The organism is Gordonia polyisoprenivorans NBRC 16320 = JCM 10675, from assembly GCF_000241325.1.
Classification (GTDB): domain Bacteria; phylum Actinomycetota; class Actinomycetes; order Mycobacteriales; family Mycobacteriaceae; genus Gordonia; species Gordonia polyisoprenivorans.
In genome coordinates, this window is the sequence record NZ_BAEI01000039.1 from 127,248 (window position 1) to 141,394 (window position 14,147).

General features: G+C 65.9%; 14 protein-coding genes. 8 read left to right on the forward strand and 6 right to left on the reverse strand.

Features of this window, described 5'->3' with window-relative positions; all coding sequences use genetic code 11:
• Positions 1-40: 40 nt before the first annotated feature.
• The 6 genes from hsaA (at position 41) to GOPIP_RS11415 (ending at position 5,922) form a co-directional block, all read left to right on the forward strand.
• Positions 41-1,252 (forward strand): 3-hydroxy-9,10-secoandrosta-1,3,5(10)-triene-9,17-dione monooxygenase oxygenase subunit, encoded by a 1,212-nt coding sequence (gene hsaA / locus GOPIP_RS11390; protein ID WP_006369802.1) that lies wholly within the window; start codon positions 41-43, stop codon positions 1,250-1,252.
• A 65-nt stretch (positions 1,253-1,317) separates the two neighbouring features.
• Entirely contained in the window at positions 1,318-2,229 is a 912-nt protein-coding gene (hsaC, locus tag GOPIP_RS11395) for an iron-dependent extradiol dioxygenase HsaC (RefSeq protein ID WP_006369803.1), read from the forward strand.
• 13 nt (positions 2,230-2,242) lie between these two features.
• Positions 2,243-2,818 (forward strand): 3-hydroxy-9,10-secoandrosta-1,3,5(10)-triene-9,17-dione monooxygenase reductase subunit, encoded by a 576-nt coding sequence (gene hsaB / locus GOPIP_RS11400; RefSeq protein ID WP_006369804.1) that lies wholly within the window; start codon positions 2,243-2,245, stop codon positions 2,816-2,818.
• Positions 2,815-4,014 carry a hypothetical protein gene (locus GOPIP_RS11405; RefSeq protein ID WP_006369805.1) on the forward strand — a complete coding sequence of 400 codons (1,200 nt, stop codon included), beginning with the start codon at positions 2,815-2,817 and terminating at the stop codon, positions 4,012-4,014. Before hsaB ends, GOPIP_RS11405 begins: the two co-directional genes overlap by 4 nt.
• The gene (locus GOPIP_RS11410) at positions 4,011-4,787 is read left to right on the forward strand and encodes an SDR family oxidoreductase (protein WP_006369806.1); all 777 of its coding nucleotides are present in this window, start codon (positions 4,011-4,013) and stop codon (positions 4,785-4,787) included. Before GOPIP_RS11405 ends, GOPIP_RS11410 begins: the two co-directional genes overlap by 4 nt.
• The gene (locus tag GOPIP_RS11415) at positions 4,780-5,922 is read left to right on the forward strand and encodes a sulfotransferase family protein (protein ID WP_006369807.1); all 1,143 of its coding nucleotides are present in this window, start codon (positions 4,780-4,782) and stop codon (positions 5,920-5,922) included. The genes GOPIP_RS11410 and GOPIP_RS11415 overlap by 8 nt, the downstream gene beginning before the upstream one ends.
• Here the strand turns inward: GOPIP_RS11415 and GOPIP_RS11420 are convergent.
• Positions 5,877-7,367 carry a wax ester/triacylglycerol synthase domain-containing protein gene (locus tag GOPIP_RS11420; RefSeq protein ID WP_244421137.1) on the reverse strand — a complete coding sequence of 497 codons (1,491 nt, stop codon included), beginning with the start codon at positions 7,365-7,367 and terminating at the stop codon, positions 5,877-5,879. The genes GOPIP_RS11415 and GOPIP_RS11420 overlap by 46 nt on opposite strands.
• 91 nt (positions 7,368-7,458) lie before the next feature.
• Here GOPIP_RS11420 and GOPIP_RS11425 point away from each other — a divergent pair, with 91 nt between their 5' ends.
• Complete coding sequence (locus GOPIP_RS11425) at positions 7,459-8,094, forward strand: TMEM175 family protein (RefSeq protein ID WP_006369809.1); 636 nt, start codon at positions 7,459-7,461, stop codon at positions 8,092-8,094.
• Between the two features lie 100 nt (positions 8,095-8,194).
• Here GOPIP_RS11425 and GOPIP_RS11430 read toward each other — a convergent pair whose 3' ends face one another.
• Complete coding sequence (locus GOPIP_RS11430) at positions 8,195-8,521, reverse strand: hypothetical protein (protein WP_006369810.1); 327 nt, start codon at positions 8,519-8,521, stop codon at positions 8,195-8,197.
• A gap of 67 nt (positions 8,522-8,588) precedes the next feature.
• On the opposite strand from GOPIP_RS11430, the gene GOPIP_RS11435 reads away from it, so the two are divergent.
• Positions 8,589-9,395, forward strand: coding sequence for a helix-turn-helix domain-containing protein (locus GOPIP_RS11435; protein WP_244421138.1), 807 nt, complete (start codon positions 8,589-8,591; stop codon positions 9,393-9,395).
• Positions 9,396-9,927: 532 nt separating this feature from the next.
• On the opposite strand, the gene GOPIP_RS11440 is transcribed toward GOPIP_RS11435, so the two are convergent.
• The 4 genes from GOPIP_RS11440 to GOPIP_RS11455 are packed head-to-tail and all read right to left on the reverse strand — an operon-like array spanning position 9,928 to position 14,077.
• Positions 9,928-11,031 (reverse strand): acyl-CoA dehydrogenase family protein, encoded by a 1,104-nt coding sequence (locus tag GOPIP_RS11440; RefSeq protein ID WP_006369812.1) that lies wholly within the window; start codon positions 11,029-11,031, stop codon positions 9,928-9,930.
• The gene (locus GOPIP_RS11445) at positions 11,028-11,999 is read right to left on the reverse strand and encodes an acyl-CoA dehydrogenase family protein (protein ID WP_006369814.1); all 972 of its coding nucleotides are present in this window, start codon (positions 11,997-11,999) and stop codon (positions 11,028-11,030) included. The genes GOPIP_RS11440 and GOPIP_RS11445 overlap by 4 nt, the downstream gene beginning before the upstream one ends.
• 1 nt (position 12,000) lies before the next feature.
• Positions 12,001-13,167 (reverse strand): acyl-CoA dehydrogenase family protein, encoded by a 1,167-nt coding sequence (locus tag GOPIP_RS11450; protein WP_006369816.1) that lies wholly within the window; start codon positions 13,165-13,167, stop codon positions 12,001-12,003.
• Between the two features lies 1 nt (position 13,168).
• Complete coding sequence (locus GOPIP_RS11455) at positions 13,169-14,077, reverse strand: enoyl-CoA hydratase (protein ID WP_006369818.1); 909 nt, start codon at positions 14,075-14,077, stop codon at positions 13,169-13,171.
• Between the last annotated feature and the right edge of the window lie 70 nt (positions 14,078-14,147).

Here is a 14,147-nt window from a genome sequence, read left to right on the forward strand (position 1 = left end):
GGACGAGCACACGAGAAGACACACAGTGAAGAGAACAGGGATGGGTGAGATGCCAGCACGAGAGAGCGATCCGAGTCGGCGCAGCGAGGCCGGCGCGCAGGTCCTGGAGAAGATCAACGCGTTGCTGCCCGAACTCGAGCAGCGTGCGCAGCAGACCGAGGATCTGCGTCGGATTCCCGACGAGACGGTCTCCAGCCTCGAGAGCGCGGGCTTCTTCCGACTCATGCAGCCCGAGCAGTGGGGCGGCTATCAGGTCGATCCGGTGACCTTCTACGAGGCCGTTCGGCGTCTGTCGACGGCGTGCGGGTCCACCGGCTGGGTGTCGGGGATCATCGGTATCCACAACTGGCATCTTGCGCTCTTCGACCAGCAGGCGCAGGAGGACGTGTGGGGCAACGACACCACGGTCCGAATCTCCTCGTCGTACGCCCCGATGGGGATGGGCGAGGTCGTCGACGGTGGGTACAAGGTGAACGGCAACTGGGCGTTCTCGTCGGGATGCGAGATCGCCGATTGGACTTTCGTGGGTGGGCCGGTCATCAAGCGCGGCAAGCCCGTCGACTTCGTCAGCTTCTTGCTGCCCCGCTCGGACTACACGATCAAGGATGTGTGGAATGTGGTCGGGCTCAAGGGCACCGGCTCCAACACCCTCGAGGTCAAGGACGCCTTCGTCCCGACCCACCGCGTACTATCGATGCGTACCATGGCCGAATACCGCAGTCCCGGCCTCGAGCGGAACACCGCGCCGGTCTACAAGATGCCGTGGGGCACCATTCATCCCAGCGTCATCTCGACGCCGATCATCGGAATGGCCTACGGCGCCTACCATGCGCACGTCGAACATCAGGGCAAGCGCGTTCGCGCCGCCTACGCGGGCGAGAAGTCCAAGGACGATCCGTTCGCCAAGGTCCGGATCGCCGGCGCCGCCAGCGACATCGACGCCGCCTGGCGTCAGGTGTCGGGCAACCTGCAGGCCGAATACGACCTCATCCTCGCCGGCGAGGAGATCCCGATGGAGCTGCGGCTGGCCGCCCGGCGCGACCAGGTGCGCGCCACCGGCCGCGCGATCGAGTCGATCGACAGTCTCTTCGAGAACTCGGGTGCCGGTGCGCTGAACGTGGATTCGCCGATCCAGCGGTTCTGGCGCGACGCACACGCCGGACGCGTCCACGCCGCCAATGACCCCGAGCGTGCCTACGTCGCATTCGGCAACGGGGAGTTCGGGATTCCCGTCGGCGACACCATGGTCTGATCCACGTCGATCTGATTCACGCCGATCCGGTGGACAGCACACGCGAGGACAGGAGCACCCAGCACATGACCGACAGTCCCATCCGTTCCCTGGGGTACATGCGCATCGAGGCGACCGACGTCGACGCCTGGCGCGAGTACGGCCTGAAGGTTCTCGGCATGGTCGAGGGCGCCGGTACCGTCGACGGCGCGCTCTACCTGCGGATGGACGATTTCCCGGCTCGCCTGGTGATCGTGCCGGGCGAGCACGACCGGCTGGCGTCCTCCGGCTGGGAATGCGCCAACGCGTCGGCGCTCCAAGACGTCCGAGATCGGTTGTCGGCGGTCGGCGTCGTCTATCGCGAGGCCAAGGACGAGGAACTGCTCGAGCGGCAGGTCGTCGAGATGATCGTGTTCACCGACCCGGCCGGCAACACCATCGAGGCGTTTCACGGTGTGGCGCTGCAGCATCGACGTATCGTCAGTCCGTATGGTCACCGCTTCGTCACCGGCGAGCAGGGCCTCGGGCATGTGGTGCTCACCTGCGACGACGACAAGGCCGCACTGGAGTTCTATCGCGACGTCCTCGGCTTCTCGCTGCGCGATTCGATGCGACTGCCACCGCAGGCCGTCGGCCGCGAAGAAGGCGACGAGGTGCCGTGGCTGCGCTTCCTCGGCTGCAATCCACGGCATCACTCGCTGGCGTTCCTGCCGATCCCCAATTCGACGGGCATCGTGCATCTCATGGTCGAGGTCGAGAACTCCGACGACGTGGGTCTGTGCCTCGATCGGGCGTTGCGCCGCAAGGTGAAGATGTCGGCGACCCTCGGTCGGCACGTCAACGACCTCATGCTCTCCTTCTACATGAAGACACCCGGTGGATTCGACGTCGAATTCGGTTGTGAGGGAAGAACCGTCGCCGACGACGACTGGATCGCGCGGGAGAGCACCGCAGTCAGCCTCTGGGGACATGACTTCACCGTCGGATTCTCCCAGTAGCGACGAGTCGGCCATGAGCGCCCATACCCCCTACGGCTCTGCCGATTTCGACTCCCGACAGTTCCGCACCGCGATGGGGCAGTTCTGCACCGGCGTCACCGTGATCACCACGCTCACCGCCGACGACCAGCCGGCCGGATTCGCCTGCCAGTCGTTTGCGGCGTTGTCCCTCGACCCGCCGCTGGTGCTGTTCTGTCCGCAGAAGACCTCACGAACGTGGTCGGTGATCGAGCAGCGGGGCGCCTTCTGCGTCAACGTGCTCTCGAATCGTCAGCAGGACGTGAGCGCGAATTTCGGTGCGCCGCGCGAGGACAAGTTCTCCGGCGTGGTGTGGGACCCTTCGCCCGCGGGACTGCCGGTCATCCGGCACTGCCTGACCTGGGCGGAATGCACCATCGACCAGGTCGCCGACGGTGGTGATCACCACATCGTCATCGGCCGCGCACAGACGCTGGGAGAAGTGTTGCAGGACAAGCCGTTGTTGTTCTACCGCGGCGGATACCTCTCCACCGAGCACCCGCGCGTGACTCCCGCGCAGGCCGAACTCGAGAACTTCCTGACCTGGACCGGAGGGGACACCTGGCTATGAGTGCACCGAGCATCACGATCGCCGAACAGGCCACCAAGCCGTTCACCGATGCCATCGCCGAGGCCGAGAAGCTGATCCGTTCAGCGGAATTCGTGAGCAGCGAACAGGATCTGGCCGAGGGTCTCGACTATCTCGCCGGCAGCATCTCGGCGATCGGTCACCTGGTTCGTACCCGCAACCTCAGCCACCCGGTGTTCGTCGCCTCGACCGGGCCGTACACCAAGATGGGCCTGGACAACCCCGACACCCTCTACTATCACGCCGACATCGACCCCGCCGGAACCTACCGGGTGTGGGGTCGGCGGGGCACCACTGCCGACCTGAGTTTTCAAGTGCTGCGCGGAGATTACACCCCCGATGAGGTCCCGGGCGGTGACGATGCGTTCGACGACCGGCGCATCACCATCGCCGACGACGGCGTCTTCGAGATCGTCTTCCGCCCCGCGGGCAGCGCACCGGGCGGCGCGGACGAGTTCGTCCTGCCCGACGGCGCCACCACACTGTCGGTGCGCGAGGTCTACTCCGACTGGGCGCAGCGCAAGGGTGCCATTGCCATCGAACGCGTCGACACGAGCGGAACCGCGCCCACCGAACCGGATCTCGAACGCGTCACGCGTCGCTACCGGACCGCGGCCAAGATGTTGACCGCGCGCATCAACACCTGGTTCAACTTTCCCAAGTGGTTCTACCTCGACGAGCCGGTGAACACCTTCACCCCGCCGCGGTTGACACCCGGTGGGCTGGCCACCCAGTTCTCGTCGGTCGGCCACTATCGTCTTGCCCCCGACGAGGCGATCCTCGTCACCGTCCCGAAGTCCGAGGCGCCCTACCAGGGATTCCAGCTCGGCAGCCTCTGGTACATCTCACTGGACTACGTCCATCATCAAACGAGCCTGAATTCGGCTCAGGCGCAGGTCGATCCAGACGGCATGATCCGCATGGTGATCTCCCACACCGATCCGCACATCACCAACTGGATCGAGACCACCGGGCGCGAACGCGGGATCATGCAGTTCCGCTGGCAGCGGACCGACCGAGCGATCACCGGCGAACAGGGCCCGACGGCACAGGTCATCGACGTCGGCGACGTGGCGGCGCACCTGCCGTATCTCGAGCACAACCGGATCGACGCGGACGGCTGGGCGCAACGAATAGCGCAGCGGCAGCGAGGCTTTGCCGAGAGGATGCTCGCATGAGTGACGGACTGTTGGCCGGCAAGGTCGTCGTCGTGTCGGGTGTCGGGCCCGGGCTCGGACGATCGATCTGCGTTCGTGCCGCGGCTGCCGGAGCGAGTGTGGTGCTCGCGGCTCGGACCGAATCCAGGCTCAAGGAGGTGGCCGCCGAACTCGACACGCCCACGCTCGTCGTGCCGACCGACATCACCGACGACGACGCCGTCGACGCACTGGTGAGCGCCGCCGTCGGCGAATTCGGCGGTGTCGATGTGCTGGTGAACAACGCTTTCGCGTTGCCGTCGATGAAACCGTTGGCCCGCACCGACTTCGACCAGATCAGCGCGAGTCTGGACCTGACCGTGCTCGGCACCCTGCGGGTGATCAAGGCGTTCACCGATTCGCTTGCCGAGAGGAACGGGTCGATCGTCAACATCAACTCGATGGTGATCCGTCATTCCGAGCCCCGCTACGGCAGTTACAAGCTGGCGAAGTCGGCGATGCTCGCGATGTCGCAGACCCTGGCCACCGAGCTGGGGGACAAGGGTATTCGGATCAACTCGGTGGCGCCCGGCTACATCTGGGACGACCAGCTGAAGTGGTACTTCGGCGAAGTGGCCAAGAAGTACGGCATCACCCCCGAGCAGGTTTACGAGCAGAGGGCGGGCCGCTCCGACCTACATCGCCTACCCGAGCCTGATGAGATCGCCGACGCGGTGGTCTTCCTCGCCTCGCCGATGGCCCGCGCCATCACCGGTCACACCCTCGACGTGAACTGCGGTGAATACCATGACTAGATCGCCGCTGACGACCGTGGGTACCGTCGACGACCTCCACGAATCAGCCATGCGGGCAACCGGTCTGGATGATTTCGGCGATGACGGGTACCGCGAGGCGCTGGCGATCCTGCTCACCTCGTACGCCGAAGAGGCCGGGCTCACCGAACTCGGCAGCAAGATGTTCCGGTACTTCCTCAAGGGGGCGCTGGTGGCGCGGCTGCTGAGCGAGGCGTCGTGGAAGGCCAACCCCGGCTACGTCGACGTGCCGATCACCCGGCCGATCTTCGTCACCGGGCTGCCGCGTACCGGGACCACCGCACTGCATCGGCTGCTCACCGCCGATCCCGCCCATCAGGGCCTCGAGATGTGGTTGTGCGACGTCCCGCAGCCGCGTCCGCCGCGCGAGACGTGGTCGGAAAACCCGGTGTTCACACAGATCAACGCGGGCTTCGCCCAACACCACGTGGAGAACCCGGAGTTCCTGGGACTGCACTACATGGATGCGGCCGAAGTCGAGGAATGCTGGCAGTTGTTGCGGCAGAGCATGATGTCGATCTCCTACGAGTCACTGGCGTACCTGCCCACTTATTCGCGCTGGCTCGCCGGCCAGGACTGGACGCCCGCGTACGCCCGACACAAACGCAACCTGCAGCTCATCGGCTCCAACGATCCCGAAAAGCGCTGGGTACTCAAGAATCCCAGCCACCTGTTCGCCTTGGATGCGCTGATGGCCACCTATCCCGATGCTCTGGTGATCCAGACACATCGGGCGCCGGAAACGATCATCGCCTCCATGTGCAGCCTCGCCGAACATGCCACTCCGGGGTGGTCGACGACCTTCGTCGGCGAGCGGATTGGTGCCTCACAGCTCGAACTGTGGTCGCGTGGTCTGCGCGAATTCTCGAGTGCCCGACAGCGATACGACCCCGCACAGTTCGTCGACGTCGAGTTCGACGAATTGCGAGCAGACCCGTTCGGCGTCGTCGACCGCGTGTACGCGGCATTGGGGGCATCGGTGTCCGACGCGGCTCGAGCGGCGATGCGGGTGCTCGACGAGGAGAGCCGTTCGGGGGCGCGAGCACCCCGCCACACCTACCGGCTGGCCGACTACGGTCTCGACGAGGACACCGTGACAACCGCTTTCGCTTCCTGATCGCTCGTATCAGAGTGATCGATCACCGCCGTCAGGCGCCGGTCGGGTGGTTGGGGTCCGCGGGGGTGCAGCAGATCGGCGAGTGCTGTCCGCACGCATTCGGTGAACAACCGGCTGTCGGTGACGGCCGCGGGATCGCAGTTCACGCCGAGGAAGACGCCGCCGGCGTAGGACATCAGTCCCACGTTGACCGCGGCCCCCGACTTGGGTGCGAACGGGATGAGCTTGGTGACCTTGGCGCCCGCGGTGTAGACCGGCATCGGTGGGCCGGGGACGTTCGTCGCGGCGACGTCGACCCCCTTCATCAACGAACCCGCGATCGAGGTGGTCAGCGGGGCCGGCAATGAGGCGAGCAACTGGTAGACGATGGTCGAGGCGCGCAGTGCCGGATCGTGTTGGGCCCGCCGCACCACGGGCTCGATCCGTCGGAGCAGACCACTGACGTCGGCCGGTTCGGCCGGCATCACGAAACGTGCGGGTACCCAATGATTCCCGGCTGCCTCGTCGGAGTCGGTCCGCACACTGACCGGCATGTTGACCCGGACTCGGCGCAATTGCTCGCCCAACGCGACGTGATAGTCGCGCAGCGCTGCGGTCACCACCGCCAGGAAACAGGTGTTGAGCGTGGTGTCATGCCGGCGTGCGGCGGACTTGAGGGCATCGAGAGGCACCTCCACCACCGAGAAGTCCACCGACAGTGAGCGATCCGACATCAAGGTGGACAGCGGACGGCCCTGGGGTGCGAGCATCCGAATCGTCGACGCCGCGGTGTCGACGGCCTGTCGGGTCACACCGACGGGGTTGGTGACGGCGGTCCTGCCGGTCGAGAACGCCAGTCGTGCGAGCCGGGCGGCGTCGTAGGCGGCGGCGCGGACCTCGAACCCCACGGCCTGCTCGACCCGATGGATCAGGCTCGACGGTTCGGCGGCCGGCACCGTCGGCATGTCTCCGGGTTCCGGGGCATCGCGGGAGAGGTCGAACAGCGAGGCAGCCATTGCCAGACCACCGATGCCGTCGGTGATGCAGTGGTGGATCTTCACGATCAGCGCGGCCTGATCGTCGACGAGGCCGGTGATGATCGCGGCCTCCCACAGCGGGCGCGCACGATCGAAGTCGGCCTCGCTCATTCGCTCTGCGAAGTCGAGGACCTCGGCGAGCGCCTCGCGTTCGCCTGGTGCGCGTCGCCACCGCAGGTGGAATCCGGCGTCGAAATGCGGGTCGACCTCCCAGCGTGGCGGAGCCAGCGACATCGGATTACCGACGGCCCGCTGACGTAGGCGCGGCTGCAATCGGGTCAGTCGTTCGGTGCGGTCGGTCACCAGCGCGAGATCAGGTGCGCGGTCGAGCATCGCGACCAGCGTGATCGACGACCGCAACAGCGGGTCGTCCTCGATGCCGAACATCACCGCGTCGAATGCGCCCATCCTGGGATCGAGGCCAACCATGTGCGTATTGTGCGACAGGCATCCTCGCCGGTGCCACGGTTTGCGCGAGGTCGGCGATCATTGGCGGGGGATGACACCTAGGGTTGATCACATGTCCGAGAAGTACGAACGCCGTACCGACGACGGGTTCCGCCGACTGATCGCCTTCACCGACGCCGTTGTTGCGATCGCGTTGACGTTGCTCGTCCTGCCGCTCGTCGACATCATCCACGACGTCGCCCAGGACTCGACGGTGGGGCAGGTATTCGACGAGCATTCCGATGAGATCATCGGCTTCCTGATCAGTTTCGTCGTGATCTGGGTGCTGTGGCGCAACCACCACGGCACCTTCGAGTACTTCAAGACCTACGACCGGATGATCTTCAACCTTCATCTGCCGTGGCTGCTGACCATCGTGGTGCTGCCCTTCGTCACCGCGCTGATCAGTGGAAACACTCTCAAGGGAGCCAACGTCGTCTATATGGCGGTGCTGTGGCTGTCGATCGCGTCGGTGGTGGTGATGTCGATGTGGGGCCGTCGGCACCGCGAACTGCTCCACTCCGGCGACGACGTCGACGCCTGGCTTGCCCGGCTGCCCGACTTCGGCACCCCGATCCTGCTGACCGTCGCGATCGTGATCACGCTGGTGGTGCCGGGCTCGGGGCTGTACTCACTGCTCCTGTTGTTCGCCGTCGGCCCCGTCAACGCCGTGATCGAAAGGTGGGTCGGCCGGGGAAAACCCGCCTGAGCTGCACCGGTCGTCGAGGTCTTCCCGGTCGTCGAGGTGTGACGAGCCGCTAGGCGAGGAGCCTCGAGACGCGGTGCGGTGGTGCTGGTTCTCAATCGGGTCACCGACCCGGATCATCCACCGGGTAGTCGTCGAACACGGTCTTCCAGTACTGCTCCGGAAGCTCGACGCCGCGGCGGAGAACGATCGCCAGGCCGGTGGCCATGGCGATACCCAGAAGCCCCAGCCACAGGCCGCCGAGTGCGAGCGCCACGAGCGCGATGGTGTGCAACACCGGCCACCCGTCGAGCAGAAGAAGAATCGGCGCGAACAAGAGGCTCACCACGATGTAGGACGACGAGCCGAAGCGGTCGCTGCGCATGATCATCCGCAGCCACCGTGGGACGTCGATGTCGGGCGAGGTGTCGGTGTCGGCGGTCGTGGTCATATCGAGCTCCTCTCGTCGGTTCCATTCCACTGTTCGCGGGGTTGCGTGGTCAATTACCTTGGAGGTCATGTTTGCCACCACCGAGCCGGTACGGACGAGCGAATCAGATCGTGCCGGAAAGATGCTGCGGGACTGGCGGCTTCGCAAGGGGCTCTCACAGCTCGCGCTCTCCTTGCAGGTCGGGATCAGCGCTCGGCATCTGAGTTTCGTCGAGACCGGGCGCTCGGTGCCCAGCACCGAGCTGATCGTTCATCTCGGAGAGCATCTGGAAATACCTCTGCGCGAACGCAATCGGATTCTCCTGGCGGCCGGTCATGCTCCGGTCTACTCCCATCATCGGCCCGACGACCCCGAGCTCGCGGTGGTGCGCAGTGAGCTGTCGCAGATGATCGCCGCTGTCGAGCCGGTGCCCGCGGTCATCTGCGACCGCCATTGGGGGCTGGTCGAAGCCAACGGGACGATCGCAGTGCTGCTCGACGGATGTGCGCCGCACCTGCTCGAACCGCCCGCCAACGTCCTACGGCTGACCCTGCATCCCGACGGTGTGGCCCCGCGGATCGCCAACCTCGCGACGATACGGAACCATCTGATCGGTCAGGTGCGTCGGCGTGCGGAGTGGACCGGGGATCGCGTCCTTGCCGATCTCGCCCGCGAACTATATGCGTACTCAAGCGATTCCGATGAGGAGTCCGAATCCGTGGACGACTCGGTCGTGGTGCCTCTGCGGCTGAGACATCCCGACGGCGAACTGAGTTTCTTCACCATGGCCGCCGCCTTGACCTCGGCCCGCGACGTCACGATCGACGAGTACACCGTCGAGCTGTTCGCGCCGGCCGACGGTCGGACCCGAGAATTTCTCTACGGCAGTCGATGATTTGCCGCAGAACCCCCGGTACTCACATCGGTGTCGATCGCAGCACGCCGTTGACGGTGGAGCCGAGTAGCTCGCTGAACCAGCAGGTGCCCAGCGTCAGTCCGGTCTCCACGACCCAAAGATCATCTGGCTCCACGCGGAAACTCCTGCCGGCTCCTGCAGCGTGTCGACTACTGTAAGCGTCGTCGGACGATCCCGGGAGAAGGAAGCTGTGTCGGCAAGCAGCACGAAAGGGCGTGGTGGACCGTCCCATTCAATGTCCCTGAAGTCGCCAGCGGCAGTGCGGTCATAGCGTTCTTGGTCGCTGATGCAGTTCAGGGACAGCGTTATTGTCCATCACTTCCCGGCAGTAAGACGTCCTTTTGCGCGTCCGAGCAGAGCTTCTTCCAGTCCGCGTCCGGCGTGGAAAGTCGACACGTAAGAGGACGGTCCTTCCATCGCTCGGAACCGTGATCGGCAAGTTTGTCTCCTGGGCGGTTCGACGATCGGTTGCTGGATGCTGTGCGATCCTCAGTTGGAGGCCACCGAGAGTTCAGCCGCGCAACCGGTCCACCATGTCGGCAACGACCTCATGCGGTTGGCCGAACAGTTGGGAACTCGATTGAGCACGTTTGAAGTACAGCTGGATGGCGTGTTCCCAGGTGATGCCGATGCCCCCGTGGATCTGGATGGCGTCGCCGGCGACGCTCGCGTAGGCCTCCGAGCAGTGGACGCGGGCGGCCGCCGCGAGTTTCGCGGCGTCGGCCGAACCGGCGGCGAGTGCGTTGACCGCGGCGTGGGATATCGCCCGCGACGTCGCCACGAGCGCGTACATGTCGGCCATCCGGTGTTTGAGTGCCTGGAACGATCCGATGGCGCGGCCGAACTGGTTGCGCTCCTTGCTGTATCCGACGGTCAGGTCCAGAGCACGGGCGGCGCCACCGACCTGCTCCGCCGACATCAGAGCCCAGGCCGCGGTCCGGATCGTGTCGACGGTCCCGGCGCGGGCGGTGATCGTCTCGGCGGGCACGTCGTCGAAAGTGACCGACGCGAGCGGGCGTGTCGGGTCGAGTAGTGGTTGCGGAGTGATCGTCACGCCTTCGGCACGGGCATCGACGTCGTGGACGGTGAGTCCGGCGTCGGTGCCGGCGACGACCAGCAAGTGATCGGCAGATTCCGCGTCGAGAACGTAATGGGCTGTGCCCGAGAGCAGTCCGGCCTCCGCGCGGACACCGGACGACGACCACCCCGACGGTGCCGCCCAACACAGCGCGACGATCGACGTCCCCGCGGCGATCGCGGGCAGCAACCGCGCCGAGGCCGCATCGTCACCGGCGGCCAGCAGCGCGGCGCTCGCGAGCGCCGCAGAGAACACCGGCACCACCGAAAGTGCGCCCCCGAGTTCCTCGAGCACCACTGCGGTCTCGACGAAGCTCGCCCCGGCACCACCGAACTCCTCGGGAATCGGCAGTGCCGCGACACCGATCTCGGTCGACAGCGTCTGCCACAACCCTCGGTCGATGCGTGGTGTTTCCGACATAGACGTACGCAGCGCGGCGGAACCACCCCGCTGCTTGAGCAACGCGGCGATCGACTCCCGCAAGGCCTCTCGCTCCTCGGTGGAGATGGATTCGCGCACAGTGGGTTCGGTGGTCACAGCGTCTCCAGGATTCGCGTCCGATGCGCGGCGGGGGTACCCCACGCGCCGATCAGGGCGCGGGTCTTGGTCAGATACAGGGAGAGATCGTGCTCGGCGGTGTACCCGATCGCCCCGAGCACCTGCAGAGCATGACGCGACGCCAGGTACGCCGCATCGGCGGCGGCCACTTTCGCCGCGGAGATGTCGCGGCCCACGTCGGTGCCCTCCGGGGCTCCGCCCTCGACTCCGACGGCCGCGCCGTGAATCAGCGGCCGTGCCATCTCCAACGCAATGGCGACATCGGCAAGATGGTGCTTGACGGCCTGGAAGGAGCCGATGGCGCGGCCGAACTGCTTGCGTGCCACCGCGTACTCCGATGCGAGCGACAGCATCCGATCACCCAGACCGAGCAACTGGGCGGCGGTGGCCAGCGCGCCGAGATCGGCTGCGACAGTACCGTTCACCTCGGTGGCGACCGGGTCGGACGCGCTCACCTCGGAGACCGTGCGGGCCGGGTCCACCGTGCGGTGGGTGGCGGTGATCTGCGCCGTGGACAAGATGCCATCGGCAAGGAGGTACACCTGTGACGCGGCGTCGGCATCGGCGGCGCGAGGCGCCCACGGCGCCGCCGCCACCGACACCAGCTGACCCCCGGCAATGGCGCCGAGGTCGTCGGCGGCATCGGTGCCGGCGAGCAGAGTCGGTGCGACGGCCACTGTTTCGGCCAGCGGGCCGGGGACGCCGTGCCGGCCCAAGACCTCGGCGACCACGACCATCTCCACCGCCCCCGCGCCGGCACCGCCGTGTTCGTCGTCGATGAGCAGCCCGAAGACGCCGGTGTCGGCGAGTTGGCCGAAGACCTTGGCGGCCGGCGCCCGGTCGCCGGCGGCCCATGCGCGGGAGACGGCGGGACTGTCGGCCTTGGTCAGTAGCGCATCCACGCTGGAGGCGAGGTCGTTGTGGTATTCGGCGAGCAGGAAGTCCATGTCAGCGATCCCCCCGCGGTAGGCCGAGGAGTCGCTCGGCGATCACATTGCGTTGAATCTCGTTGGTGCCGGCATAGATCGGTCCCGACAGGGAGAACAGGTAACCGTCGAGCCACGCGTCGTCGAGTTCTGCGTCGGCGCCCTGTAGGTCCAGGGCGGTCTCGTGTGCTGCGATGTCCCACTGACTCCAGAACACCTTGTTGATCGACGACTCCAGGCCGAGCTGACCGCCGGCGGCGAGCCGGCTCACGGTCTGATACGTCGACAATTCATAAGCGCGGGAACCGATCCAGGCGTCCGCGACGCCCTTGTCGGTCGCCGCGGTCGGCGGAACACTGTCGCCACATGCCTTCCACAGTTCGACGAGCCGGTCGGTGGTTGCGAGGAACCGTCCGGGCGAGCGCAGCGACAGTCCGCGCTCGTTGGCTGCGGTGCTCATCGCCACCCGCCACCCGTTATCGACCTCGCCGATCACCCCCGATGCCGCGGGATCGGCCGGGTCATCGGGGACGAAAACGTCTTCGAGGAACAGTTCGGCGAAGCCGGGTTCGCCGTCGAGCTGGGCGATCGGACGCACCGTCACCCCGGCAGTACGCAGGTCGAACATGAAGTAGGTCAAGCCCTTATGGCGTTGCGCGGACTTGTCGGTCCGGAACAAGCCGAATGCGCGATCGGCGAAGGACGATCGGGAACTCCACGTCTTCTGGCCGTTGAGCAGCCAACCGCCGTCGGTGCGGGTGGCGCTCGAGCGCAATGATGCCAGGTCACTGCCGGCGTCGGGTTCGCTCCACGCCTGACCCCAGATGTCGTCGGCGCGTGCCATTCGCGGCATGATCCGGGACAGCTGTTCGGGTGTCGCGTGCTCGAACAGGGTGGGCGCCAACAGGAAGATGCCGTTCTGGCTGACCCTTCCGGGTGCGCCGGAGCGGTAGTACTCTTCCTCGAAGATCAGCCAGTGCAGCAGCGGCTCGTCACGACCGCCGTACTCCTCGGGCCAGCTGACCACCGACATCCGGTCGGCCGCCATCGTTCGTTCCCACTCGCGATGTGCCTCGAAGCCCTCGGCGGTGTCCATCGACGGCAACGGCTCCGCGGGAACATGGTCGGCGAGCCAGCTGCGGATCTCCGCCCGAAATGCTTGTGCCGCATCGTCCAACAGATAGTCCACGTCAGGACCCCGACCCGGCGGCGCTCTTCATCGACTTCGCATCCATCCCGCCCAGCGAATCCCCGCCGGAGGATTCGGCATTGGCCGAATGCGCGAAGTGGTGCCAACCGAAGACCGAGTCCATCGCGTTGCGCATGCCCATCTGGTCCTCGCAGATGTTGACCGCCTTCTTCGACAGGAACAGGCCCTGCATCGGCATCTCGACGATCTTCTCCGCGATGCCGTTCACCTTGCCCGCGAGTCCATCTCGTTCGACGACATGATTGACCATGCCCCACTCGGCGGCCTGGGTCGCAGTGAAGCGTTCGCCGGTGAACAGGATCTCCTTGGCCCGGCGGGGCCCGAGGACGTAGGCATGGGCGAAGTACTCGACGCCGGGAATGCCCATGCGGGCGACCGGGTCGGAGAAGAATGCGTCGTCGGAGGCGACGATGAAGTCGCAGACCCACGCCAGCATGAGCCCGCCGGCGATACATGCCCCGTGCACCGCTGCGATCATCGGCTTGGGGATGTCCCGCCACCGGCGACACATCCCCATGTAGACCTCCATCTCACGGGCCAGTCGCTGATCGGCACCCGACTTGTCGGTGTGATCCCAATGCAGGACAGCAGCATTCTCGTAATAGGTGTCGAAATCGCGTTCCGGAGTACCGATGTCGTGGCCGGCCGAGAAGTGCTTACCGTTGGCCCGCAACACGATGACCTTCACCGACGCGTCGTCGACGGCCTTACGGAACGCGGCGTCGAGCGAATAGGTCATCACCGAATTCTGCGCATTGCGGTACTCGGGTCGGTTGAGGGTCACGTAGGCGACCGCGTCTGCCGGACCGCCGACCTCGTAGGCGACCGGCGAGGTGTCGGGTCCGAGATCGTCGGGGCCCAGGGGTGGTGGGATGACGGCGTCGCTCATGCCACCGAGCGTAACCTAGCAAGTGCTTGGTTGGTAGTGGCGGCCCGGTCGGCCGCGGCGATCGTTTTCT